At 34.4% G+C, this 25,373-nt stretch carries 27 protein-coding genes; 10 read left to right on the top strand and 17 right to left on the bottom strand.

Going from position 1 to position 25,373, the window contains the following annotated elements:
• Positions 1-2: 2 nt before the first annotated feature.
• Positions 3-410, bottom strand: coding sequence for a DUF1573 domain-containing protein (locus tag LY01_RS09895; protein WP_317044694.1), 408 nt, complete (start codon positions 408-410; stop codon positions 3-5).
• A gap of 116 nt (positions 411-526) precedes the next feature.
• On the opposite strand from LY01_RS09895, the gene LY01_RS09890 reads away from it, so the two are divergent.
• The gene (locus tag LY01_RS09890) at positions 527-3,157 is read left to right on the top strand and encodes a valine--tRNA ligase (RefSeq protein WP_104515692.1); all 2,631 of its coding nucleotides are present in this window, start codon (positions 527-529) and stop codon (positions 3,155-3,157) included.
• Between the two features lie 310 nt (positions 3,158-3,467).
• Here the strand turns inward: LY01_RS09890 and LY01_RS09885 are convergent, their stop codons facing one another.
• The 6 genes from LY01_RS09885 to rsfS form a co-directional block, all read right to left on the bottom strand.
• Entirely contained in the window at positions 3,468-3,746 is a 279-nt protein-coding gene (locus tag LY01_RS09885; protein WP_104515691.1) for an acyl-CoA-binding protein, read from the bottom strand.
• Positions 3,747-4,397, bottom strand: a complete 651-nt coding sequence (locus LY01_RS09880) for a phosphatidylserine decarboxylase family protein (protein WP_104515690.1) — start codon at positions 4,395-4,397, stop codon at positions 3,747-3,749.
• Positions 4,387-5,226 carry a phosphatidate cytidylyltransferase gene (locus LY01_RS09875; protein WP_104515689.1) on the bottom strand — a complete coding sequence of 280 codons (840 nt, stop codon included), beginning with the start codon at positions 5,224-5,226 and terminating at the stop codon, positions 4,387-4,389. The genes LY01_RS09880 and LY01_RS09875 overlap by 11 nt, the downstream gene beginning before the upstream one ends.
• Complete coding sequence (locus tag LY01_RS09870; RefSeq protein ID WP_104515688.1) at positions 5,227-5,844, bottom strand: lactate utilization protein B/C; 618 nt, start codon at positions 5,842-5,844, stop codon at positions 5,227-5,229.
• Positions 5,845-5,909: 65 nt separating this feature from the next.
• Positions 5,910-7,928, bottom strand: coding sequence for an ATP-dependent zinc metalloprotease FtsH (ftsH, locus tag LY01_RS09865; protein WP_104515687.1), 2,019 nt, complete (start codon positions 7,926-7,928; stop codon positions 5,910-5,912).
• An 18-nt stretch (positions 7,929-7,946) separates the two neighbouring features.
• Positions 7,947-8,318: a ribosome silencing factor gene (rsfS, locus tag LY01_RS09860; protein WP_104515686.1), complete on the bottom strand. Its 372-nt coding sequence runs from the start codon at positions 8,316-8,318 to the stop codon at positions 7,947-7,949.
• Between the two features lie 85 nt (positions 8,319-8,403).
• On the opposite strand from rsfS, the gene LY01_RS09855 reads away from it, so the two are divergent.
• Complete coding sequence (locus LY01_RS09855; RefSeq protein ID WP_104515685.1) at positions 8,404-9,111, top strand: biotin--[acetyl-CoA-carboxylase] ligase; 708 nt, start codon at positions 8,404-8,406, stop codon at positions 9,109-9,111.
• Here the strand turns inward: LY01_RS09855 and LY01_RS09850 are convergent.
• Entirely contained in the window at positions 9,108-9,494 is a 387-nt protein-coding gene (locus LY01_RS09850) for an orotate phosphoribosyltransferase (protein ID WP_104515684.1), read from the bottom strand. The two genes, LY01_RS09855 and LY01_RS09850, sit on opposite strands and share 4 nt — an antisense overlap.
• Before the next feature lie 9 nt (positions 9,495-9,503).
• Positions 9,504-10,145: an orotate phosphoribosyltransferase gene (gene pyrE / locus LY01_RS09845; protein ID WP_104515683.1), complete on the bottom strand. Its 642-nt coding sequence runs from the start codon at positions 10,143-10,145 to the stop codon at positions 9,504-9,506.
• Here pyrE and LY01_RS09840 point away from each other — a divergent pair.
• On the top strand, positions 10,144-10,770 hold the full coding sequence (locus tag LY01_RS09840; protein ID WP_104515682.1) for an NUDIX hydrolase: 627 nt from the start codon (positions 10,144-10,146) through the stop codon (positions 10,768-10,770). The two genes, pyrE and LY01_RS09840, sit on opposite strands and share 2 nt — an antisense overlap.
• Here the strand turns inward: LY01_RS09840 and LY01_RS09835 are convergent.
• The 4 genes from LY01_RS09835 to LY01_RS09820 are packed head-to-tail and all read right to left on the bottom strand — an operon-like array spanning position 10,744 to position 14,754.
• Positions 10,744-11,577: a hypothetical protein gene (locus LY01_RS09835; protein WP_104515681.1), complete on the bottom strand. Its 834-nt coding sequence runs from the start codon at positions 11,575-11,577 to the stop codon at positions 10,744-10,746. The two genes, LY01_RS09840 and LY01_RS09835, sit on opposite strands and share 27 nt — an antisense overlap.
• Positions 11,565-13,319 (bottom strand): M14 family metallopeptidase, encoded by a 1,755-nt coding sequence (locus LY01_RS09830; RefSeq protein WP_104515680.1) that lies wholly within the window; start codon positions 13,317-13,319, stop codon positions 11,565-11,567. The genes LY01_RS09835 and LY01_RS09830 overlap by 13 nt, the downstream gene beginning before the upstream one ends.
• Positions 13,320-13,321: 2 nt before the next feature.
• Positions 13,322-13,774, bottom strand: coding sequence for a pantetheine-phosphate adenylyltransferase (gene coaD, locus LY01_RS09825; protein ID WP_104515679.1), 453 nt, complete (start codon positions 13,772-13,774; stop codon positions 13,322-13,324).
• A complete protein-coding gene (locus tag LY01_RS09820; RefSeq protein ID WP_104515678.1) occupies positions 13,774-14,754 on the bottom strand; it encodes a D-alanine--D-alanine ligase in 981 nt (326 codons plus the stop codon). The genes coaD and LY01_RS09820 overlap by 1 nt, the downstream gene beginning before the upstream one ends.
• Positions 14,755-14,895: 141 nt before the next feature.
• Here LY01_RS09820 and LY01_RS09815 point away from each other — a divergent pair, with 141 nt between their 5' ends.
• The 6 genes from LY01_RS09815 (at position 14,896) to LY01_RS09790 (ending at position 20,182) form a co-directional block, all read left to right on the top strand.
• On the top strand, positions 14,896-15,480 hold the full coding sequence (locus tag LY01_RS09815; RefSeq protein ID WP_104515677.1) for a PASTA domain-containing protein: 585 nt from the start codon (positions 14,896-14,898) through the stop codon (positions 15,478-15,480).
• A complete protein-coding gene (locus LY01_RS09810; RefSeq protein WP_104515676.1) occupies positions 15,473-16,513 on the top strand; it encodes an RluA family pseudouridine synthase in 1,041 nt (346 codons plus the stop codon). The genes LY01_RS09815 and LY01_RS09810 overlap by 8 nt, the downstream gene beginning before the upstream one ends.
• Positions 16,514-16,710: 197 nt before the next feature.
• The gene (gene yaaA / locus LY01_RS09805; RefSeq protein ID WP_104515675.1) at positions 16,711-17,472 is read left to right on the top strand and encodes a peroxide stress protein YaaA; all 762 of its coding nucleotides are present in this window, start codon (positions 16,711-16,713) and stop codon (positions 17,470-17,472) included.
• Positions 17,473-17,488: 16 nt separating this feature from the next.
• On the top strand, positions 17,489-18,187 hold the full coding sequence (radC, locus tag LY01_RS09800; RefSeq protein ID WP_104515674.1) for a RadC family protein: 699 nt from the start codon (positions 17,489-17,491) through the stop codon (positions 18,185-18,187).
• The gene (locus tag LY01_RS09795; protein WP_245890687.1) at positions 18,187-19,500 is read left to right on the top strand and encodes a DUF7033 domain-containing protein; all 1,314 of its coding nucleotides are present in this window, start codon (positions 18,187-18,189) and stop codon (positions 19,498-19,500) included. The genes radC and LY01_RS09795 overlap by 1 nt, the downstream gene beginning before the upstream one ends.
• Entirely contained in the window at positions 19,490-20,182 is a 693-nt protein-coding gene (locus tag LY01_RS09790; protein ID WP_104515673.1) for a YjjG family noncanonical pyrimidine nucleotidase, read from the top strand. Before LY01_RS09795 ends, LY01_RS09790 begins: the two co-directional genes overlap by 11 nt.
• Here the strand turns inward: LY01_RS09790 and LY01_RS09785 are convergent.
• Positions 20,164-21,456: a replication-associated recombination protein A gene (locus LY01_RS09785; protein ID WP_104515672.1), complete on the bottom strand. Its 1,293-nt coding sequence runs from the start codon at positions 21,454-21,456 to the stop codon at positions 20,164-20,166. The genes LY01_RS09790 and LY01_RS09785 overlap by 19 nt on opposite strands.
• A 119-nt stretch (positions 21,457-21,575) precedes the next feature.
• On the opposite strand from LY01_RS09785, the gene LY01_RS09780 reads away from it, so the two are divergent.
• Positions 21,576-22,253, top strand: coding sequence for a rhomboid family intramembrane serine protease (locus LY01_RS09780; RefSeq protein WP_104515671.1), 678 nt, complete (start codon positions 21,576-21,578; stop codon positions 22,251-22,253).
• 10 nt (positions 22,254-22,263) lie between these two features.
• On the opposite strand, the gene rlmB is transcribed toward LY01_RS09780, so the two are convergent.
• From rlmB to LY01_RS09765, 3 genes are all read right to left on the bottom strand, one after another.
• Positions 22,264-22,998 (bottom strand): 23S rRNA (guanosine(2251)-2'-O)-methyltransferase RlmB, encoded by a 735-nt coding sequence (gene rlmB, locus LY01_RS09775; protein WP_104515670.1) that lies wholly within the window; start codon positions 22,996-22,998, stop codon positions 22,264-22,266.
• Between the two features lie 91 nt (positions 22,999-23,089).
• Positions 23,090-23,836 (bottom strand): hypothetical protein, encoded by a 747-nt coding sequence (locus tag LY01_RS09770; protein ID WP_104515669.1) that lies wholly within the window; start codon positions 23,834-23,836, stop codon positions 23,090-23,092.
• A 17-nt stretch (positions 23,837-23,853) separates the two neighbouring features.
• On the bottom strand, positions 23,854-25,365 hold the full coding sequence (locus tag LY01_RS09765) for a RagB/SusD family nutrient uptake outer membrane protein (protein WP_104515668.1): 1,512 nt from the start codon (positions 25,363-25,365) through the stop codon (positions 23,854-23,856).
• Between the last annotated feature and the right edge of the window lie 8 nt (positions 25,366-25,373).

Here is a 25,373-nt window from a genome sequence, read left to right as displayed (position 1 = left end):
AATTATTCTTCTTCCTTAGCTGGTAATACTTCACCTTTTAATCGCAAAGGGATCAATTTTTTTTCAATATTAGCATAAGCCGTGATGGTCTTTACAATAGGACCTACCTTTTTAGTGTCGTATTTTACAACTATTTCACCTGTCATGCCTTGTGCAATAGGTTCTTCTGGCTTTGATAAAATGTCACAACTACATGAAGAGTATATTTTATATATCTTCAATGGGTTCTCACCAGTATTTTTAAAAGTAAAAGTTCTGACACCATCACTTCCTTTTTCAACTTTTCCATAATCAATAGTAGAAGTTTCAAATTCTACGGTAGTCATAGGGTCTAAAGTTGTACTATCTTGTGCTTGCATACTTGTAGAAACGAGTCCTGTAAACAAGAAAATAAGTAGTAAATTTTTCATCATTATTTATTTAAGTTAATAAAAGTAAACTATCGAGCTTAAAGTGGCCGTTAATGGCGTGTAATTTTTAAGTTAATAGTACTTTTGTCGTTGTAAATTCAAAAACTAAGCCAAACATGTCCTTAGCATCTAAATACGATTCTAAAACTACTGAAGAGAAGTGGTATAAATTCTGGATGGATAACGATTTCTTTAAATCTGTACCAGACGAGAGAGAAAGTTACACCATTGTAATCCCACCACCTAATGTGACAGGAGTCTTGCACATGGGCCACATGTTGAATAATACTATTCAAGATGTATTGATACGTCGTGCTCGTTTAAAAGGTTACAATGCATGTTGGGTTCCTGGAACAGATCATGCTTCTATCGCGACAGAGGCTAAGGTAGTTAAGAAACTTAAAGAACAAGGAATTGATAAAAATGACTTGTCTAGAGAAGAGTTTTTAAAACACGCTTGGGACTGGACAGATGAATATGGAGGTATTATCCTGGAGCAACTTAAAAAACTAGGTGCTAGTTGTGACTGGTCTCGTACTAAATTTACTCTAGATGACGATATGTCTGCATCTGTCATAAAGGTATTTATTGATCTTTATAATAAAGGACTGATTTATCGTGGTTACCGTATGGTTAACTGGGATCCAGAAGCAAAAACAACTCTTAGTGATGAAGAGGTTATTTACGAAGAACGTAACGGACACTTGTATCATTTAAAATATCAAATTAAAGGAAGTGAAGGTTTTGTAAGTATTGCAACTACACGTCCTGAAACTATTTTAGGAGACGCAGCTATTTGTGTGCATCCAGAAGATGAGCGTTACACAGATTTAATAGGTAAAACTGTTATTGTACCTATCGTAAATCGTGAGATACCAGTTATAGCAGACTCTTATGTAGATATGGAATTCGGTACAGGAGCGTTAAAAATCACTCCTGCGCATGATGAAAATGATAAGAAAATAGGAGAGACGCATAATCTAGAAGTAATAGATATCTTTAATGCAGACGCAACTTTAAACAGTTTTGGTCTTCACTATGAAGGTAAAGATCGTTTTGTAGTGCGTAAGGAAATCTCTACTGAGCTAGAAGAAAAAGGTTTCTTGATAAAGAAAGAAGATCACATACATAAAGTAGGAACTAGTGAGCGTACTAAGGCAGTAATAGAACCACGTCTATCAGACCAGTGGTTCCTTAAAATGGAAGACCTTGCTCAACCAGCTATAAAAGCAGTTAAGGAAGATATAGTAGAATTATTGCCTCCTAAATTTAAGAGTACGTATTTCCACTGGATGGAGAATGTGCGCGATTGGAATATCTCTAGACAATTAATGTGGGGACAGCGCATACCGGCTTATTACTTTGGTGATGGAAAGGATGACTTTGTTGTTGCAAATAGTATAGAAGAGGCTGTTACGCTTTCGCGAAAGCGAACTAATAACGATAACCTGAAAGCAGAAGATCTACGTCAGGAAAACGACGTTCTTGATACTTGGTTCTCTAGTTGGTTATGGCCTATAAGTGTATTTAATGGTGTTCTTGAACCAGAAAATGAGGAGATTAATTATTATTATCCTACTCGTGATCTAGTAACTGGTCCAGATATTCTTTTCTTTTGGGTAGCTAGAATGATAGTTGCTGGTTATGAATTAAGAGATGAGAAGCCATTTGATAAAGTTTATCTTACAGGATTAGTAAGAGATAAACAGCGCCGCAAGATGTCAAAATCTTTAGGTAATTCTCCCGATGCACTAGGCTTGCTAGAACAATATGGTGCAGATGGTGTGCGTGTAGGATTGCTTTTAAGTGCAGCTGCAGGAAATGACATTATGTTTGATGAAGATCTTTGTCAGCAAGGAAAAGGTTTTGTAAATAAAATGTGGAATGCATTTAAACTTACCCAAATGTGGGAAGTTGATAACTCAATTGCACAACCAGCGCATAGCGCACAAGCAATAGCATGGTATAGAAGTCGTTTTAATGAAACTCTTGCTTTAATAGAAGATCATTACTCTAAGTATAGAATTAGTGATGTGTTAATGACATCGTACAAATTAATCTATGACGATTTTTGTGGTTGGTTATTAGAGATCATTAAACCAGAATATCAAAAACCGATAGATGCAAAAACACTCGCTGAGGTTATCGAGCTTTTTGAAGATAATTTGCGATTGATGCATCCGTTTACTCCATTTATTACAGAAGAGATATGGCAAACTATTTCAGAACGTAAGGTAGAAGATGCCTTATGTATTAATACATGGCCTAAAGGAGGTGATGTTGACACTGCTTTGTTATCTGACTTTGTACTGGTGCAAGATGTGATATCTGGTATTAGAACTGTACGTAAAGAGAAGCAAATTGCCTTTAAAAATGAAATTGAATTAAAAACAATTAATAACGAAAACCTTGATACAGCTTATAATCCGTTAATTCAAAAAATGGGTAATGTTTCAAGTGTTGAGGTGATTACAGAACAGTTGTCTGGTGCTGCAAGTTATCGTGTAAAATCTAATGAGTATTTTATACCGTTAGAAGGAAACATAGACGTAGCTGCAGAATTAGTTAAACTGGAAGGAGAGCTTAAAAGAGCTAAAGGCTTTTTAATTGGTGTGCAAAAGAAGTTAAGTAATGAGCGTTTTGTAAGTAGTGCTCCAGAGCAAGTAGTTGCAATAGAAAAGAAAAAAGAAGCAGATACTCTTGCTAAAATCGAGACCATCGAAGCGAGTATAAATGCCTTAAAGTAATTTATATGGACACTGTAGATACTAAAGCTTTATTTATATTAGGTGGCGCGATACTTTTTGTTGTTATACTAGTGGTAATAGTAATGAGGTATATGACTTATTTACTCAATAAAAGAAAATAATATATGAATCCATTTGTAACTATAGTTGTTGTTTTAGGTGCTGCAGTATTGTGTTTAACAATACTTGCTATCTATATTCTTAGAAAAAAAGAGTAATTGCCTGCACCTCTTTTAACTAAAAACCCTCAAAAGAAATTATTCTTTTGAGGGTTTTTAGTTGATTCTGTGTGGTGAGAATGATGATTTCTTTACCAAGGTTTAGGATATAATTTTTCAATTATCTCTATGTATTTTCTCTTAGCTTCGGTTTTAGTAAGAGATTGCACTTGTATAAGTGCGTTCATCTTAAATGCGCTTCTCAGGTCGTTAGATTCAAAGCTACGATTGTTAACATAAGGTTCGTCTATCGCGCGCTTATAATAGGCGTATAGATGTAATTGCAAGTCTGGTGGCACTAGAGATTGTTCTTCAGTGGATGCCTTGTCAAACGCCTTATTAAAAGCTATGTCTATATCTTTTTCTGTCATTTAAAATGTAGCCAGTACAGTTTCTCCTCCTTTTACTTTTTCATTCAGTTTTACGGTTACTGGAGTGTCTATAGGTAAATAAACATCCACACGACTACCGAATTTTATAAAACCACTATCGCTTCCTTGTACAATTTGCTCGTTTTCTTGTGCATAATTTACAATACGTTTTGCAAGTGCGCCTGCTATCTGGCGATACATTACTTGTATTTGATTTTTGTGATTTATAACTACAGTCGTTCTTTCGTTTTCTTCACTTGCTTTAGGGTGCCATGCTACTAGATATTTACCAGGGTGGTATTTACTGTAGGCTACCTGACCAGAAATAGGGTATCTGGTAACATGAACATTTATAGGCGACATAAACACAGAAATCATTAATCGTTCTCCTTTGAAGTATTCATTATCGGTAACTTTTTCTATAACAACCACTTTTCCATCTACTGGAGAAACTATCGTTTTGTCATTCAATTCTGTATTTCTTTTAGGGTTTCTAAAAAATTGTAGAATTATAAATAAGAATCCAATAGTAAATACAGATAGGGCTATTTGTAACCATTGTGGCATACTTACAAGCCATATAGCGCTCATTATTGCAGTAGTTAATAGAAATGCAATTAAGATTATTTTACTTCCTTCTTTATGAAACATGATTGATAATTATAAATGTTGCGTAAGCAAATGGGGCTGCAAATATAATACTATCCATACGGTCAAAAATACCACCATGTCCAGGCATTATACTACCGCTGTCCTTCACCTCGGCCTGTCTTTTAATTTTACTTTGTATTAAGTCTCCTATGGTACCAAAAAATGCTACTACAAATGCGATAATCATCCAGTCCCAAACAGTATAGTTAATGATACCTATATAAAGTAGGTAGTAATAAAGGCCAGCACCTGCTGCAATTGCCATAACTAGGCCACCTAAAAAACCTTCAATAGTTTTTTTGGGTGATATGCGCTTCATTAATTTGTGCTTACCAAAGTTTTTACCAAACAGATAGGCAAAACTGTCGTTGGTCCAGATAATAGCAAAAATACCAATTAATAATTCTGGTTGATACTTTGGTGTTACTAGGTCCAGTTGTTCTACAACATCTGGTATGAGTGCTAGAAATAAACTACTACCTATAAGATACAATAAAGCAATGATGTGTTTTTTTGTGTTAAATAGTGCAATCCTATCTACCAGTACTAGATCTCTTATCAAGTAAATGTTTACTAATAAAGTAGCACCTAGTAGGACATAAATAAATTCCATCGATACGCTTTTCCACACAATGAAATAATAGGCAATAGGTAGAATAGGGTATATAAACCACTGTTTAAGCCTAATCATTGGCATTAATTCTAGAAGGCAGATAAATGCAAATACACAAAATAAAACGATAAATACATCCCTAGAAAATAGAGCGCTTAATACCACTAAGGAAACGTAAACGATTCCTGATATGGAACGAGTTATTAATTCTCTCATTTACAAGTCTTCTAAAAGTAAAAGATATACTCTTTTATTAGGTGTACCGTAGTCCATTAAATCTTTTTCTTGTTTAAGAACTTTTTCTTTAAAGTTTTTAAGCGTCGTGATATTTGTAGGAATATGAGCTTTACTATTATGTTTAATACCTCTCAATCCTTCTCCTATAGATTCGACTATCTGACTAGTGCTGGCTAGAATTACATAAGTGTCTGGTAACTCAGCTGGTTTAGTTTCTTTAATCTGTCTAGAAGAAAAAAGTATGGCTCCATTATTTGCAATAACGTTTTCACAAGTTCCTAAGAAAAATTCTCCATCTAGCTTTGTAGATGAAAAATTAAGATTGAAACCCTGAAAACGTTTGCTTAGTTCGTGATCAAAACACAAAACATTCTTTTCAAAATAATCGTGCTCTACAAGAATATCTTCAAAATGTTGCTGAATTTCTTTTTCATCTATGGCATAAAGAAATCTACCACCTTGATGCTGGAAATTATGAATAAACTCCTCATCTAGAGGAGGTTTTTCTTCTGGCATATATTTAGAACGTTCCGGTCCAGAACCTTCAACAGGTTTAGATTCAGTGGATTTCTTGAAAAACTTTTTAAATATACTCATTGCCTATGACAGCATTAATTTAGGGATGAAATGTAAATATAGTTACTATTACTTATGCTAGCAAACTATTCTTCTTCATCCACAGATGGAGTACTGTTTAAAACAGGTCGATTAGACGATTTTAAAGAGATGGCTTCTTCCTTAATAAATGGTCTTTTTCCAAATATTTTTTCTAGATCATCTTTAAAGATTACCTCTTTCTCTAAAAGGATTTCAGCTAGCTCAGTTAATTTATCTTTATTTTCATCAAGAATCTTGATAGCGCGCTGGTATTGCTCTTCTATAATTTTAGAGATTTCTTCATCTATAACTACAGCAGTTTGTTCACTATATGGCTTAGTCATAGAATACTCTTGTTGACCACTAGAATCGTAATAAGTAATGTTACCTACTTTATCATTAAGACCGTAAATAGTAACCATAGCTCTTGCTTGTTTGGTTACTTTTTCAAGATCACTAAGAGCACCTGTAGAAATGTTGTTAAAGATAACCTTCTCTGCCGCGCGACCACCCATAGTAGCACACATCTCATCTAGCATTTGCTCTGGACGTACAATTTGCCTTTCTTCAGGTAAATACCATGCAGCACCTAGTGACTGCCCGCGTGGTACTATAGTAACCTTGATTAGTGGAGCAGCATGTTCAGTCATCCAGCTTACCGTTGCGTGACCAGCTTCATGGTATGCAATAGTTTTCTTTTCTGACGGTGTGATTAATTTATTTTTCTTTTCTAGTCCACCTACTATACGGTCTACAGCATCTAAGAAATCTTGTTTTCCTACCGCTTTTTTACCATTTCTTGCTGCGATTAGAGCAGCTTCATTACATACGTTTGCAATATCTGCACCAGAGAAACCAGGTGTTTGTTTTGCTAAAAACGCCGTGTCTAGTTCATTTTCTACCTTTTTCAGAGGTCTCAAGTGCACTTCAAATATTTGCTCACGTTCTCTTACATCTGGAAGATCTACATAAATCTGTCTGTCAAATCGTCCAGCACGCATAAGTGCTTTATCTAATATATCTGCACGGTTAGTAGCGGCTAGTACAATTACGTTAGTGTTAGTACCAAATCCGTCCATTTCTGTTAGGAGTTGATTTAACGTGTTTTCTCTTTCATCATTAGAACCAGACATGTTTGATTTTCCACGCGCACGTCCTATAGCGTCTATTTCGTCTATAAAGATAATCGCAGGTGATTTTTCTTTAGCTTGTTTAAATAAATCACGTACACGACTGGCACCTACACCTACAAACATTTCAACAAAGTCAGATCCACTTAAAGAGAAGAAAGGAACCTTTGCTTCTCCAGCAACAGCCTTAGCAAGTAATGTTTTACCAGTACCTGGTGAACCTACAAGTAATGCTCCTTTAGGTATTTTACCACCTAATGACGTGTATTTTTCTGGGTTTTTAAGGAAATCTACTATCTCTTGTACTTCTTCCTTAGCACCTTCTAATCCTGCAACATCTTTAAATGTTGTTTTTATATCAGTTTTCTGATCAAATAATTTAGCTTTTGATTTTCCTATATTGAAAATCTGTCCGCCGCCGCCGCCAGCACCGCCGCCACTCATACGTCTCATTAAGAATAACCATATTCCTATGATAAATATAAACGGTAAAAAGGAAATTAATAGATCGATGATCCCTTCATCTTCACGATCAAAAACTAATTTAGTTTCTGGGCTAGATTCATTTATTTCAAGAATTAATCTTTCTTCAAAAGTCTTTGCATCACCAAATTCTACCGTGTAATTAGGTAGTTTAATGCCTCCTAGAGAAGGGTCTTTTTTTGCAGCTTTATGTTCTTCTAGTTTTAAAGCCTCTTTAGTAAGGTATACTTGAGCGATACCTCTGTTGCTAACAACAACGATACTGTCTACCTGTTTTGCATCTATAGATTTAAAAAACTCTAAGTAATTTAATTTCTTAGTTTGATTAAACGTGCTATTAAATACACTGTACCCTACAAAAAGTAGCGCGATAGGTACTACTACCCACCATATACTGTATTTAGGTTTTCCTTGTCCAGGCATTAAATTAGGACGTTTTTTATCTGAATCTTTCTTTTGATTTTCTGACATTACGTGGTGTGATCTTAATTAATAAGTGCTTTCTATAACTGTAGATTTTGCATCGCCCCAAAGTTCTTCAAGGTCGTAATATTCTCTGATTTGTTTTTGAAATACGTGAACTACTACGTTTACATAATCCATTAAAACCCATTCTCCTTGGTCAGTACCCTCTACATGCCATGCATTTTCATGTAGTTCTTTACGTACTCTTCTTTGAACTGAGTTTACTATTGCATTTACTTGAGTGTTAGAGTTACCATTGCATATTATAAAATAACTAGTAACAGTGTTTTCTAGTTCTCTTAAATCAAGTATTGTTATGTTATTTCCTTTTACATCCTCTATTCCTGCAACGATTTGTGCGATAAGGGCATCTGTAGAAACTTCTTGTTTAGTCATCAAATATTTTTTGTATTCACAAATTTATTCTTTTTTTGAGCTGGATTTGCTAAATATCCCATAAACTCGCGAATAAATTTTCGTTTTGAACATAGTCAAATTACATGCCACTACATCTACTAATGATGAGTTGAAATCTCGCTTTCGCGAAAGCGTGCTCCCACATCTAACTGCTATCTATAGTTTAAAGCAAACTAGAGGTAAAGGACAACAAGGTGCTCAATGGGTTACAGAAGATGGTAAAAACTTGACATTTAGTGTATTAATAACTGAAGGTGTCTCAGATTTAACACCTTTTTTAATTAATCAAGTCGTATCTGTCAGTATAGTGGAATGGTTAAAAAATGATTTACAGATTCAGTCAAAAATAAAATGGCCTAACGACATACTGTCAGTTAATCATAAATTAGCCGGTATTCTTATAGAGAATAGTTATTCTGGCAATTTTTTGTCAAGTAGTGTGGTAGGTATCGGTCTTAACGTAAATCAGGTCGAATTTGAAGGATTGCCCAAGGCTATTTCTTTAAAAAATATAACAGGCAAAGAATTTGAACTAGAGGTCTTACTGATAAGTTTTTTAAATGTTCTTAAAAACAATTTGCGCGACCCTTTAAAGGTCGCGCAAGATTATAATAAATATTTATTTAAATACCGTCAAGTAATTAGTTTTGAATCTAGTAATGCCGTTTTTAATGGCAGGGTAGAAGGTACAGATAAAGACGGTAAATTAATTTTAAGAGTCGATAATGAGTTAAAGATTTACGATCTTAAAGAATTGAAATGGATGTATTAAATCTTTTCAATACCGTTTGCTAGCTGTTCTAAAAACTTTTTTATTGGGCCTTTAATCATCATCGCCATCATGGCATTAAAGTCTCCGTCAAAGTTGAGTTGAGCTTCAGATCCTGTTGCTACTTCATCGATATTACAAGTTAATGTAAATGCTAGTTTATCACTAGTAGAACCCAATACTACTTTAGAAAAAGGTGTTTTTTCTTTTAGGCCTAGTGCTATTTCTGGCATGCCTTTAAGACCGAATAAGAATTTATCTTCTCCTTTTAATTCAAACTTAGTGTCTTCGGGCATTAATTCTTTGAAGTTTTCTACCTTAGTTAAAAAGTTATATAAATCTTCAGGATTCTTTTGTGTTTTTGCAATGCGGCTTTCTAGATTCATCTTGTTTAATTATGCGTTCCAGTTGCTAGGATCTTTTCTCCAGCTTTTTAATAATTCGATTTCTTCATCTTTAAAATGACCAGCTTGTGTAGCTTGTTCTATAAGATGGTTGTAATCACTTAGAGTAGTTAGCTCTATGTTGTATTCCTTAAAATTCTCTACTGCAAAATCAAAGCCATAAGAGAAAAGTGCTAACATTCCTTTTACGTCAGCGCCAGCTTCCTTAAGTGCATCCACTGCATTTAGGCTACTTTTACCTGTACTTATTAGATCTTCTACGACTACAACTTTTTGACCTTTTTCTAGATGTCCTTCTATTTGATTCTTGCGACCGTGCTTTTTTGCTTCTGGTCTTACGTATATGAAAGGAAGGTTCATGTAGTCTGCTACTAGCATTCCTATTCCTATTGCTCCTGTAGCAACTCCTGCAATAACATCTGGCTTACCATATAGTTCTTCTATACGTGCCGCAAGGTGTTCTCTTAAAAAGTTTCTAATCACTGGATATGATAGAGTAACTCTATTATCACAGTAGATTGGTGAACTCCATCCGCTGGCCCAAGTAAATGGTGTTTGCGGTTGCAGTTTAATTGCTTTAATTTGCAACAATAACTCAGCAGTTTTTATTGCTATATCCTTATCTCTTACCATGGCACAAATGTATAAAGTTTTTGTGAAAGAGGTGGCTATAATCGTCACTTCAGATAAAAGCAATTTTAAAGATCATAATACCTTTAATATTAAAAAGGTTGATTTTCATAAACTGGTAGAACAGATTGAAAATAAAGAACTTACAAATGTCGTATTGTATTCTAAAAATAAATCTAAGCTTTTAAAGAGACTTCATAAACTACTGCCTATTGTTATTGCAGGAGGTGGACTGGTTTTAAATCAAGAAAATGATTTCCTTTTTATTCACCGCAATGGAAAATGGGACCTCCCAAAGGGTAAGGCAGAAGACGGAGAAACTATTGAAGAAACTTCTATAAGAGAAGTGGAAGAAGAAACTGGTGTTAAAAATCTAGCGATCACTAATTACCTAGGTCATACGTATCATACTTTTTCCAGAAAGGGCAAGCTTAAATTAAAGCTTACCCACTGGTTTATTATGGAAACAGACTCTGTGAAAAAATTAAAACCTCAAAAGAAAGAGGGAATCGATAAAGCGGTATGGCTTAATAAAGAAATGGCTACCATGGCATTAAAAGATTCTTATGCTAACATTAGAGAGCTTTTTCCTGATGATATGTTAGTCGATAACGCGAGAAAGGTCTAAGTAATGGCTTAACTCAAAAGCGTTTATTTCTATTACTATCGTGTTGTTTAAAAAATCAAATTCTTTAGGTAATTCAACTGTTTTAGATACTCTTATTTTTTTAGAAACGTCACTTTTGAAATCAAGAGATAGACCGGTGTTTTGAAAATCTGCGGTTTCAAATTGGAAGACCTTATTTAATACATGTTCAGTAAACCTATTCTGTATTTCTCCTTCAGGTAATTCTAGTGCTAGGTTTGCAACTGCCTGTTGTAAATTTGCGTCAAAAATTATTTTAACATCTCTTCTTTTTTCTTCAGGGATAAGATCGTTAAGATATATTTCTTTGAGCTCTGGCTTTAAATACGTTTTTAGGATTCTTCCTTTGCTATTTGTTTTACTATATTCTATTTCATAACTAGTGAATTGAGTATTGTCAGTTACAAATAGTGTCTCTAATTGGGTAAAGCCCTCATTTTTTTTATCATCACATAATATGCGTTCTCTACGCGATGTGAATGTTTCAAAAAGAGATTTTAAAGGAGTACCCTTTGCATAGGTCACATCTATAAAGTCTTGGGTAATTAAGCTGGTAATTTCATGATTTAAAACAAGGTCAGCATCTGTATTAGAATTAAAATTAGGAATAGAATAGTCGTATGATGTTGCGTCACACTCTATCTTTTTATTTAGAATTTCATGAGATATTTCTCCAGTTATTTGGACTTCTATCTGTGGTTTTTCTATTTCAGTTTTTTTTGATTCATTACAGGATAGTAATGCTGCACAACATAGAATTAGGGCTGTTTTTTTCATTATTTGTTCCATTTGTAGATTGGGTAATTAAGGTGTGCTGGTTCATAATTTGCACTTCGTTTATGAATCCAGTTGAGTTGTAGGTGATTGTTTTCTTTAAATTTTTGATCGGCCTTTTTTAAGGAGTCAAATTCTCTTTTTAGAGCTTTGTTTTCACTCAATAATTTACGAGCTGTAGCTTCAAATACATAGCTAGAAAAACCTTCTTTTTGTTGTAAAATGGTGTCAAAGTAATTCCATTTAAAGAAAGAATCTGGTCCAGCAGGTTCTAGAGTTTCAATTATATATCTAATACCAGGTTGACGCGTTGGGATGATTATATCGCTTTCGCGAAAGCGTAACTCTACAACATCTTCTTTTACATCAATACCGCTATGTGGGTAATGACCTTCATATGCGTTAGTAGCTGTTTTGTAATTTGCTATGCGGTATTTACTTACTGTTAGTGTAGTGTCCTTAGTTAAAAACTCTAGTTGTATGTTATTGCGACGCATTAATTCAATTACTTTCCACTGACTTTGTGGTACTACATAATAATCTGGTATGGATATACTGTCGGTTGCTACAAAGTAATTGTGATAAACTGTTTTTTTATTAAATGGTTTACTGCGATCATATGTAAGTAAATCATTTCCTGTAACGTCACTCTTTCCTATGACTGCTTCATAACCTAGAAAATCTAATGTGTCTGCCTGTGTTTTATCTAAGGAATAATTGAGTGTGTAATGTGTTGCGTTTTCAAAGTTATTAAAGGAACTCTTGCGAGCTTTCTTTATGGTATCTACATTTTCAGATCCTATATGGATCATCTCTTCCATGATAGCTTTTGTACCTAATACTCTGTCTTTGTAGGGTTTTAACATGTGTGTTTCTACCATCATGCCTAGTGTGTTCCACAGGCTGGTATATCCAGTAGAATATCTAGGGTAATCCATGAATTGAGAGAAACCCTTAACTGGAGATGCGTTGTGCACGTTTACATAAGGCGTGATAGGAAGTTCTCGTGCTGCCAGTCTTTTTTCTAATTGTGGCTGTAATTGTGTATGTAAATAATGACCAGTAGTACTGCCTAATTTATTGTGTTGTGTAAAAAGATGGGTTAATGTGTACTGGTAGTCTGCACCGTTACTTACATGGTTATCAATAAAAATATCTGGATTTATTTTATGGTAGACTTCATAAAAAGCTAGTGCATTGCGCGAGTCTGCCTTTATAAAATCCCTATTGAGATCATAATTGCGTGCGTTACCTCTAAAACCATATTCTTCTGGACCATTTTGATTTGTGCGTGTAGATGAATTGCGATTTAAAGAGCCACCTACATTATAAACGGCAATGGTGCTGAAGATTAAATTCTCTGGAGCGTCTATAGCACCTGTAGCAAGATCTCTCATGAGCATCATGGTAGCATCTATACCATCGCTTTCTCCTGGGTGGATACCATTATTTATTAATATTTTAATTTTATCTTCATTAGCACTATTCCAGTCTATAGTATTTTTAGAGAAGCTTATTAAGTGCAAAGGTTTCCCACTGTCGGTCTGACCTATTTCTTCTAGCTCGATGTTAGAAAAGTCGGTAGAGAGTTCTTTGTAAAATTTAATAACTTCATTATAGGTCGCGGTTTGATTACCGTTACCTAGTTCAAAAGCAGTTGGGTATTCTTTGGCTTCTTGTATGGCTTCTTTTTGAGTAGTTTTATTACAAGAGTGGAGAAGAAGTGCTGCTGTAAAAAGTGCTATAAGTTTTTTCATATTTATATTCTTACTGTGTCTGGTACTAAACTGGTGTAATCACCATTATTTCTAATGACATCTCTTACTATAGAAGAAGAGATGTAGCTTTTACCAGAACTAGTAAGTAAAAATACAGTTTCGATTTCAGATAGTTTTCTGTTAGTGTGTGCGATGGCTTTTTCAAATTCAAAATCACCTGGATTACGCAGGCCTCTTAATATAAATTCAGCTTCTTGTTTTTTACAAAAATCTATGGTAAGTCCTGAGTAGGTCATCACCTTAATCTTTGATTCATGTTTAAAAGACTCTTCTATAAAACGCTTGCGCTCTTCTAATGAGAACATGTATTTCTTATCGGCATTAACGCCTATAGCGATAATAATCTCGTCAAAAAGGCCTAAACCTCTCTCTATAATATCAAAGTGACCTAATGTTATAGGGTCAAAACTCCCTGGAAAAACGGCTCTCTTCATTAGTTATGGTGTTTAATAGTGTTTTCAATAATCTCTGTAAATACATTTTTCATAGTATCTCCAGATGCTTTTATTTGTTGTGGTATTATACTTTCTTCACTCATTCCTGGATTTGTGTTAATCTCAATAAAATGAGGTGTGCCATTGTGAAAAATAAAGTCAGCACGTGCTAGACCTTTAAGCTTTAATACTTGGTAAATACGCCTAGTTGTTTCTTGAACTACACGCGTGTTTGCATCGGTAATACGTGCAGGTGTGATTTCTTTAGATTTACCTTGATATTTTGCCTCGTAATCAAAGAAGTCATTTTCACTAACAATTTCTGTAGGTAGTAAAACTTTTATCTCATCATCTATTTGATAGGCACCTACAGACACTTCTACACCATCTAGAAAGGATTCTATAATGATCTCATCATCTATTTTAAAGGCTATTTCTAGTGCAGCATCCATATCTTTAGTCTTATAGACCTTAGTCACGCCTAAACTACTACCACTACGATTTGCTTTAACAAAGCAAGGTAAACCTATGTTACGAGCTATTATTTCGGCATCTATTTGATCACCATGATTCAAGTACATGTGATTACCTGTGGTGATATTCCATGGTTTAAGTATGGCGATACAATCTCTCTTATTAAATGTAATAGCACTTTGATAAGAATCACAAGATGTTTGTGGAATGTTTAAAAGCTCTAACATCGCTTGTATTTTTCCATCTTCTCCTGGAGTACCGTGAATGGTGTTGTAACAACAGTCAAAGTAGACTTTGTCTCCATTTATGGTGAGGCTAAAATCATTTTTATCTATTTCATGACACTTACCAGCAGCATCTTTATAGTGCCAGCTATCTTTTAAAATAGCAACTGGATACACTTTATATAAGTCAGAATCTAAATTCTGGGTAATGACGGCGCCACTCTTCATAGAGATTTCCCACTCATGAGAATAGCCGGCCATTAAAACTGCGATGTTTTTCATTAATTTAATTTATAAACAAGCTTAAACAACAAAGTTAAAAAAGATGTCGTTCTAAGAACGTTTTCTATCCTTATCTTTGTTCTTTTATTAACGGTCATAGAAAAATACATCTTTTCGAGCCTATAAAATCATTTTATCCTTATGAATTTCTTCAGATTCATTTTTACTAAAGCCTTCTGGATCCAAGTAGTTATTGCTGGATTAGTTACTGTTTTATTATGTTTTGCTTATTTATTCTGGCTAGACTGGTATACTAATCACGATCAGGAAATTAAAGTGCCTAATTTAGAAAAACTGACACTCACTCAGGTAGATGAGCAGTTAGAACAGCTTAATCTACGTCGCAAGATTATCGATAGTGCTAGTTTTAACCCTGCTTATGCACCTAGAACGGTAATAGAACAAGATCCACTAGCAGATAAGTTAGTAAAAGAGAATAGACAGGTTTATATCAAATTAAATGCGTCTGGTTATGGGAAAGTTACTGTTCCAGATTTGATATTTAAAACTAAAAGGCAGGCTATACCTACATTAGAGGCGTTAGGATTTAAGATAGGTGATATTACTTATAAACCTAATATTGCAGAAAATACGGTGCTAGAAATGCGTTATAAAGGTAAAAAACTTGAGCCTGGAACACAATTAAGTAAAACATCTATAATTGATTTAGTCTTGGCAGACGGTGATAACCCATCAGAAATAGTAGAACCTACCGATAATGAATAACGAGTTAGAAAACGAGAATCATTATGTGCAACAAAAACATGAACATCATCACTTTGTTGCTGGTAGTGGACAAGACCCTTTACGTATAGATAAATATTTAATGAATTTTATAGAGAACGCAACACGTTCTAAAATTCAGCAAGGGATAAAAGAAGGAGCGGTTACCGTAAATGGAGACGTTGTAAAATCTAATTACAAGGTAAAACCTCATGATGATATTAGAGTTTTATTTGACCATCCGCCGCATGAATCACTTCTTGTTGCTGAAGATATTCCTCTAAATGTAGTTTATGAAGATGACCATTTAGTAGTCGTTAATAAGCCTGCAGGTATGGTGGTGCATCCAGGACATGGTAACTATTCAGGTACTTTAATTAATGCTCTGATTCACCATTTTGATAATTTACCTAATAATACGAGTAATAGACCAGGGCTGGTACATAGAATAGATAAAGATACCAGTGGTTTACTAGTTGTTGCAAAAACAGAAGAAGCAATGGCGCATCTATCTGCTCAATTTGCAGCAAAGACCAGTGAGAGAGAATATATCGCTATAGTATGGGGTAACTTTACAGAGCCTAAAGGAACAGTAGAAGGTAATATAGGACGCCACCCTAAAAACCGTTTACAAAACACTGTATGGTTAGGTGAAGATGCTTATAAAGGTAAGGTCGCAGTTACACACTATGAGGTGACTGAAGATCTAGGTTATGTAAGCGTTATAAGTTGTCGTCTAGAAACTGGTCGTACACATCAAATACGTGTACACATGAAATTTATAGGACACACCTTATTTAACGACGAGCGTTATGGAGGTGATAAGATTCTTAAAGGAACTAACTTCACTAAGTATAAACAATTTGTAGACAATTGTTTTAAAGTCTTACCGCGTCAGGCATTACATGCTAGAACACTAGGTTTTGAGCATCCACATACTAAGGAGTGGATGAGTTTTACAAGCGAGGTTCCCTCTGATATGGTAGAATGTATAGAGAAGTGGCGTGTATATGCTACTAATTCAAAAGATATGTAAATGAATGGTGATTATCTCGCTTTCGCGAAAGCGAGATAATTATTTACCAATCGTTATTATTACATCTAAACTATAGTATTTGATTATTAAAAACATATACATTATAATCATTACTTATACATGTATTAAGAACTTAACTTGAATTTGAGTGCTTAATCGCATTACCCATAGTATTTTTACGACTCAAAATTTAAGTCATGAAAATCTTACTTTCTCCAGCAAAATCCCTTGATTATAAAACCGATTTACCTACTGATAGAGCTACACAGCCCTTATTTGTAGAAGATGCCATTAAGATAAATGCAAAGTTAGAACGCATGAGTAAAGGTGAGGTAGGTAAATTAATGCATATTTCTGATAAGCTAGCAGATCTGAATTACCAACGCTATAAAAGTTTTGAGTCAGAATTTAATACAGAAAATGCACGTCCAGCGATCTATGCCTTCTCTGGAGATGTGTATACTGGTTTTAATGCCTATGATCTAGATTCTAAACATTTAGATTATGCACAAGATAATATTCGTATTCTATCTGGAATGTATGGTTACTTGAGACCATTAGATTTATTACAACCTTATCGCTTAGAAATGGGGACTTCTTTACCTATAGAAAGTAATAAAAATCTTTATGAATACTGGAAAGATAAAATCACACCAGCATTGAATAAAGAAATCAAAGAAGGTGAGTTATTAGTTAATCTAGCTAGTAATGAGTATTTTAAGGCTATAGATAAAAAGCAACAGCACGGTACGTTAATTTCTCCTGTTTTTAAGGACTTTAAAAACGGTAAATTAAAAATCATATCTTTCTTTGCAAAAAGAGCTAGAGGTACAATGGCAAGATATCTAGTAGAAAATAAGATTGATACTTTAAAAGGTATCCAGTCATTTGCAATGGATGATTATAAATACTCTGAGCAGGAAACCGTTAAAGAAAACGAGCCGGTTTTTGTGAGATAAGTTCTATCTTTCGTTCATGGAAGAAGAAAAAGCTCATTTTTCTATTAAAGACTGGTCGCTCAATGATAGACCTCGAGAAAAATTATTACATAAAGGTAGTTCATCACTTTCTGAGGCAGAGTTAATTGCTATCTTAATAGGTAGCGGTACACGTAAAATGAGTGCCGTAGAATTAAGTCGCATTATAGTTAATGACGCTCAAAATTCATTAGATATTTTAGGTAAAAAAAGCCTGAAGGAACTTATGAAATATAAGGGAATAGGAGAGGCTAAGGCTATTACCATTGCTGCGGCAATGGAACTGGGAAAACGTCGTGCTATGGAAATGCCTATAACATTACCTAAGATTAAATCTAGTAATGATGCTTTTAAAATATTGCAGCCTATTTTAGGTGAATTACCGCATGAAGAATTTTGGATTTTATTATTAGATAATAGCCATAAAGTTTTAGAGAAAAAAAATATAAGTATAGGTGGAATTACTGGAACTCTAGTAGACACAAGATTGGTTTTTAAAAAGGCTATAGAATCCGGTGCTGTCGCTATGGTGTTATCTCATAATCACCCTAGTGGTAATTTAAAACCTAGTCATCAAGATAAAGCTCTTACTATGAAACTGGTGGAAGCAGGTAAGTTATTAGATATTAAAGTTTTAGATCATTTAATTATAACGCAACAAGGCTTTTACAGCTTTGCAGACGAAGGCCTGATGTAATGATATTAGTTTACTGTTCTCATATAACGCCTAGGAAAGAATACATTTTCAAGCATATTTTCCGTAGAATGATGATGCAAGAATTTAAACTTACATCAGATGTAAGTGAATTTGTAAGTCACTCTGGTGTAAAGTTAAGTTATGGAGTTAAACCACTAGGAGATGAGCTTTTTATATGGTCTCAAGGATTATTGGATGAAACTGGTATAGATTATCACGAGATAGATTTTCATAAATGGGACGAGTTACCCATATTTTTTAAAGCACCAGATAGGAGTGATATTCCTTTTGATATATTCTCTGCAGCATTTTATTTAATCACTAGATACGAAGAGTATTTACCACAAGTAAAAGATGATTTAGGTAGATATAGTGCTAAAGAAAGTGTAGCAGTTCAAGGCTGCTTTATTTTAATGCCTGTAGTAGATTTATGGGTTAGAAAACTTCTAGATATATTAAATAGAAACTTTGAGGTCTCATTAACAAGAAAACAGAAGCTTAAAACTACTGTTGCTATTGAGGTGTCCTCCTTTTTTAAATATCGTGGTAGAGGTGCTCTAGATAATTCTATGATGCTTTATAATCACTTTAGAAGATTTAAAATAAGACCTTTTTTTAAACAGATTGTGGTGCTGTTGGGGTTAAGAGTAGATCCTTTTAAAAACTATGAAGAGTTAATCTCTACTATAAGGAAGAAATGGAAATACGGTAAGAAATCTACTAATGCAGCGCATAACATGGTTTTCTTTTTTCACCTAGGGAGCTATAATCGTGTAGATAATGGTATCAATTATACATCTAGAAAATACCGTGAGGCTATAAAACTAATAGGTGATTACCTAGATATAGGTTTACGTTTTTCATTTTATTGTAATGATAATGAGGTTCTAAAACAGGGTAGGAAGTTTGAAGAAATATCTAACCGATCTTTACATAAAACTATGGCAGCGTATTCTAAAATAGCAACACCTGGTCATTACAAGCGGTTAGTAGATTTAGAAAAATTAGAAGATTACAGCATGGGTTATGAATCCATGCCTGGTTTTAGAGCTAGTACGAGTCATCCATTCTATTTCTATGATTTAGATTATGAAGTACAAACCCCTTTATTAATATATCCATATGCTTTGCATTATAAAAGTATTTCTGGCAACATGCTCAATGGACAAAAACAAGTAGTACAACAATTAAAGCGCAGGGTAGAAGAGGTTTCAGGACATTTTATTGTTATGTTCAATTATGCTCAATTTGAGAAAGGATTAAAAAGTCATGCGACTACCACATTAGAATATATATACGATAATGAAGTTTAATAATATAGAACACATTTTTTTCGATTTGGACCATACCCTGTGGGATTTTGATCTAAATAGTAAATTAACCTATCAACAAATCTTTGAAGAGCATCATGTCGATTTAGATTTAGAAAAATTCATAAGGATATATGAACCGCTTAATCTGCAATTTTGGCGCATGTTTAGAGAAAACAAAATCACTAAAGAAGATTTACGTTTCCAACGACTTAAAACTGCTTTTGATGCTTGTGACTACCCATTAACAGACGAACAAATACATCTCTTTGCAGATTTGTATATCAAATACCTGCCCAATCATAATCATTTATTTGATGGTTGTATAGAACTTTTAGATGCACTGTATGAAAAGTATCAACTGCATCTAATTACTAATGGATTTAATGGTGTACAGCAAAATAAAGTGAAGAATTCTGGATTATCAAAATACTTCAAGGTAGTTCTTACAGGTGAGACAGCAGGTGTGAAAAAACCTGCGCCACAAATCTTTCATAAAGCATTAGAAATGGCAGGTGCCAAGATAGAAAATAGCATTATGATAGGTGACAGTTTTGAGGCAGATATTAAAGGAGCTCAGAATATAGGCCTGCCGACTATATGGTTTCATGTCACTAATGAAGAAATAAAAGAAGGAGAGGTAGTAGTGCATCACCTTAAGGATATTTATCCTTTATTATCATAATCATAATGATCTTTCCAGCGTTTTTGTAAAAAATCTCTTTGTGCTTGCTCTCTAGGGTTATTACCAGGTTCATAAAACTTGGTTTTACTTATTTCTGTAGGTAAAAAGTCATAATGAGCAAAATTACCAGGGTGGTCATGTGCATATTTGTATTGCTCTCCATAACCTAACTCTTTCATGAGCTTTGTAGGAGCGTTTCTTAGACCTAGTGGCACAGATAGGTCTCCGGTTTCTTTTACAGCACGTTGAGCGTTTCCTATAGCCATGTAGCTAGAATTGCTCTTTAAAGAAGTAGCGAGATAGACAGCACACTGACTTAAAATGATACGCGATTCAGGATAACCTATGGTAGACACTGCTTGGAACGTATTATTAGCCATGATTAATGCTGTAGGATTTGCATTACCTATATCTTCAGACGAGAGTATGAGCATTCTACGAGCTATAAATTTTAAATCTTCACCGCCTTCTATCATGCGGGCTAGCCAGTAAACCGCTCCATTAGGATCACTACCTCGTATGGATTTTATAAAAGCACTGATTATGTCATAATGTTGTTCTCCAGTTTTATCATACCTAGCTGGGTTTGCTTGGACTTGAGATAACACCATTTTATTAGTGATTATAATTTTGTCTTCAGTTTGTGCATTTACCACTAATTCAAAAACGTTGAGTAGTTTTCTCGCATCACCACCACTTATTCTTATTAGAGCTTCTGTTTCAATAATTTCTATATCTTTCTTAGATAATATTTCATCTATTTCTATAGCTCTATTAAGTAAATTTTCTAGGTCCGCTTTCGCGAAAGCGTCTAAAACATAAACCTGACAGCGAGATAAAAGTGCAGGAATGACTTCAAAACTTGGGTTCTCTGTAGTTGCCCCAATAAGAGTTACCCAGCCTTTTTCTACAGCACCCAGTAAAGAATCTTGTTGGGATTTACTAAAACGATGAATTTCATCTATAAAAAGTATAGGGTTCTTTGCAGTAAATAGTCCTCCTGAATTTTTAGCCTTTTCAATAACTTCTCTTATATCTTTTACACCACTATTTATGGCGCTCAAAATGTAGAAAGGTCGTTTACTTTCTGCAGCAATAATTTGTGCAAGAGTAGTCTTACCTGTACCTGGTGGTCCCCATAAAATCAAAGATGGAGTAGTACCGTTTAATATATGTTGTCTCAACGTTCCTTTGTCACCTACTAGATGTTGCTGACTTAGGTATTGATCAAGATTAATAGGTCTTATACGTTCTGCTAGAGGAGTGTTTTGCATGGTGCTAAATTAAAGTTTCTATCCTACTCATACAATTTGATTAACAATAGTTTTGTCGTTTATGTCATGACATTTTTGGTAGATATAGGTTTGGCTTCTATATTGATAACTTTGTTGTAATGAAAGATTCTGATTATTTTAAATTTGATATAGTAACCGTTTTTCCGGCCTTACTTTTTGTTCTTATTATGTGGACGGTATATTGGTTAGAAGTTAAATTTCACTTCCGCTTCAATAGTCATGGAATACAACCGCAGAAAGTGTCTGGTTTACAAGGTGTTGTTTTTGGGCCTTTTATTCATTCAGGTCTTAAACATTTATGGAGCAATTCTTTACCTAGTCTTGTACTTATAACAGCTTTGTCTTTTTTTTATAGAAGAATTAGCTTATTTGTTTTAATAATAGGACTTCTTTTAACCGGTATTCTTACATGGTTAATAGGTAGACCATCTTATCATATAGGAGCGAGTGGTGTAGTGTATATGTTAACAACTTTCTTGTTCTTCAAGGGTTTGTTTACTGGTCATTACAAACTGTTGTCATTAAGTTTTTTAGTTGCTTTTTTCTATGGAAGTATGGTGTGGTATGTTTTACCTATAGAAGAAGGTATTTCTTGGGAAGGACATTTAAGTGGTGCCATCTCTGGAATTGTCTTAGCAATTTTCACTAAAAACAAACTCCCACAAAAGAAAAAGTATTTGTGGGAGTTAGATCATTATAAAGAAGATGAAGATCCTTTTATGCGTCATTTTGACGAAAATGGAAACTTCATTGAATTCTCTGAAGAAGAGGAGTAGGAGTAAAGGGTTATAACTTTTGTCTTACTACTTCATATAACATGGCTCCACACGCTACAGACACATTTAATGAAGCGATATCACCTTGCATTGGTAATTTGACAACGTGATCTAGAATCTTTAAAGTAGATGGGTTAATGCCTCTCTCTTCACTACCCATAACTATGGCTAGTGGAGTGTTGAGATCTACATCATATATTAAATCTGTAGTTTTCTCATTTGCCCCAGCAGTTTTCACACCGTATGCTTGTAATAAAAACACAGCATCTTTAATGTGATTCACTTTACAAATAGGCATATTAAATACAGCTCCTGCACTTGTTTTTACAGTAGCTGCGTTTACAGGTGCGCTTCCTTTTTCAGATACTATAATGGCTTTTACTCCAGTACATTCTGCTGTGCGTATAATAGCACCAAAATTTCTTACATCAGTCACACCATCTAGTAATAAGAACAATGGTTTTGTTTCCATATCTGTATTTTCTAGAATCGTTTCTAGATCATGAAAATTAACAGGAGAGATACTAGCTGCTGCCCCTTGATGGTTTCCACCTTTGGCTATGTGATCAAGTTTTTCTGATGGTACATAAGATACGGCTATGTTGTTTTTACGAGCGGCATTTTGAAGTTGGTGCATAAGTACACCGTCAGCTTCTTTAAGAAGGTAGAGTTTAGATATCTCTTTGTTACTTTCTATAGCTTCTATAATTGCTCTTATTCCGTAAATGTATGTAGTCTTTTCCATGCTGCAAAGGTAGTAGTAATTATTTGAGTTTATTGCATAAAAAAACCCAAGCCTAAGCTTGGGTTTCTAAATTTATAATGTGTGTCAATAATTATTGATTCACACAGAAAGGTACTGATTGACTTGCGCCGAATGCACCACCACCTGTAGCAAAAGTAATAATTGAACAAGTGATTGTATAGTTACCTGTAGTAGTACTGTCTACTTGACCATCAGAATATGAGTCTGTTATAACTGCAGTATAACAACCATCAGCTAAGAAAATATCTGCTGTAAATGTTTGTACACCATTAGCTAAAGATCCAGTAGCTAATTCATAAACTATCACACCGGCATCATCTATGATTTGGAATCCAGTTTCAGAAGCAAAACTATCAGTGTTGATAGTTAAAGTTGCATCATTACAAACTATCTCACGGAAATAAGATACTGTAGCAATATCATTGTATGCACTTGCTCCTTCAGAAGGTGTAAGTTGTATCAATGCAGTTCTTACTTCTCCATCATTTCCTCCTATTTCATCAAAATCGATAGTAATGTCTAGAATTCCTTCATAAGAATTAGCTGGTATTACTACGCTTCCTAGAGTGAAAGCTGCAACATCATCAGATTCAGAAACAGATACATTAAAACTTCTACTTTCAGAAGAAATTGTTGTAATAGTTACTGGAAGAGTTATAGTTCTTCCTGCGGTAGGTACTGATGTTTCAATACTTGTTTGAGAAAAAGCTATCGCAGTTGATCCATTTACATTATCAAATTGCTCTTGTTCATCTGGATCACATGACGTTAGAATCACCGCCAAGCTTAAACCTAATATTTTAAAATAATTTTTCATTTTGTTTTATATTTAAATTAGTAACCAGGGTTTTGTTGGATTCCAGCATTAGCTCTGAACTCTACTGCAGGAATAGGAAGTGCTCTTGATCTAAAGTCACTAAATGATAAATCACATTCACTACCTTGTACAAAAGAACAGTCTGTTTCATTTCTGTCATAACCTACATTTGCTAAACCACCTAGACGCTTAATGTCAATATATCTATGTCCTTCTGCAAAAAGTTCAATTTTACGTTCAGCTAATACATCTTGCCATGCATCAATAGCACTAGCATATACAGGAGCTGCTTGTTGAATGGTATATCTAGCATCCCTGATTGTTTTTATTTGTGCAGATGCTTCAAGTAAATTCCCATTAACAATAGCTGCTTCAGCAAGAATAAAGTGCATTTCTGCAGTTCTAAAAACTTTTTGATCATTAGTGTACCCACCAACTAAACTAGGTATAGATGCATCACCAGGATATTTATCTACCACAAGTAGATCTTCTTCTCTTGGGTCTGTAGTTGCAGGATAATCTGCTGATATAATAGAAGTTGGATCAATGTAAATTTGTCTTCTTATGTCACCAAAGTTTGCTTCATTTTCTTCTAATTGATTGAATAGGTTTCTACTCATTTCATATAGAGGTGCTCCATCAGCCGTACTTGCGTTAGTATTATAGATTTGACCTATACTACTACCATTATTTTCAGTTGCATTGAATCTGAAAATAACTTCTTGATTTGTTGCTGGTAAAGTGTAAACATCTTCCCATAGATTTCCATAAGAAGCACTGTCTGCGGCTGCAGGTAAAGAGAAACTCGCTAAAACAGAATTTGCTGCTGTTACTGCCACACCATAGTTACCTACATATGCATTTGCTCTTGCTCTAAGTGCTCTAACAAAGTCTAATGATACAAAAATCGGAGAGTAAGTTGTTCCCGCGCTTGTTAATAAACGTTCTGCTTCATCAATATCATCATTAATGAAATCTATAGTTTCACCAACTGTATTACGTGGCAGAATATCTTCTATAGAAGGAACGAAATCAACATTTATGATACCAGCAGAGTTTCTGTCTGATAAATCCTCACCAAAATAAGCCAGTAGTTTTAAGTGAGCATATGCTCTTAATGCATAAGCTTCACCTATTGATTCATCAAATAAAGCTTGTTCTGCGGCATCTGCAGGTGTTATTTCATTTGATCCTAGTAATACAATGTTTGCGTTAAGGATTGTGGAGTAATTAGCAGCCCAGATACCTTCTGCAAATGGGTCGCTTACATTTAATTGTAATCTAGATGCCGCTGTTCCGGAACCTGCTGAGTTTCCTAATGCACATTCATCTGTGAAATGTGATGTGAATTGGATTTCATCCTGATTATCTGCAGATCCATATACTGCTATAGTAGAAGATTTTAAATCATCTACGCTTTGAAAAGCTGCAGCAAAGTTAAATTCACTTGGTTGAACGATATCTTGTGCGTCCTCACAGCTGTACAATAGAAAAGCAGCTGCTGTAATTGTTAATATTATTTTTTTCATCGCTTTTT

It is taken from the genome of Nonlabens xylanidelens, from assembly GCF_002934445.1.
GTDB classification, from domain to species: Bacteria; Bacteroidota; Bacteroidia; order Flavobacteriales; family Flavobacteriaceae; genus Nonlabens; species Nonlabens xylanidelens.
This window is presented reverse-complemented; position numbering and strand designations above follow the sequence as displayed.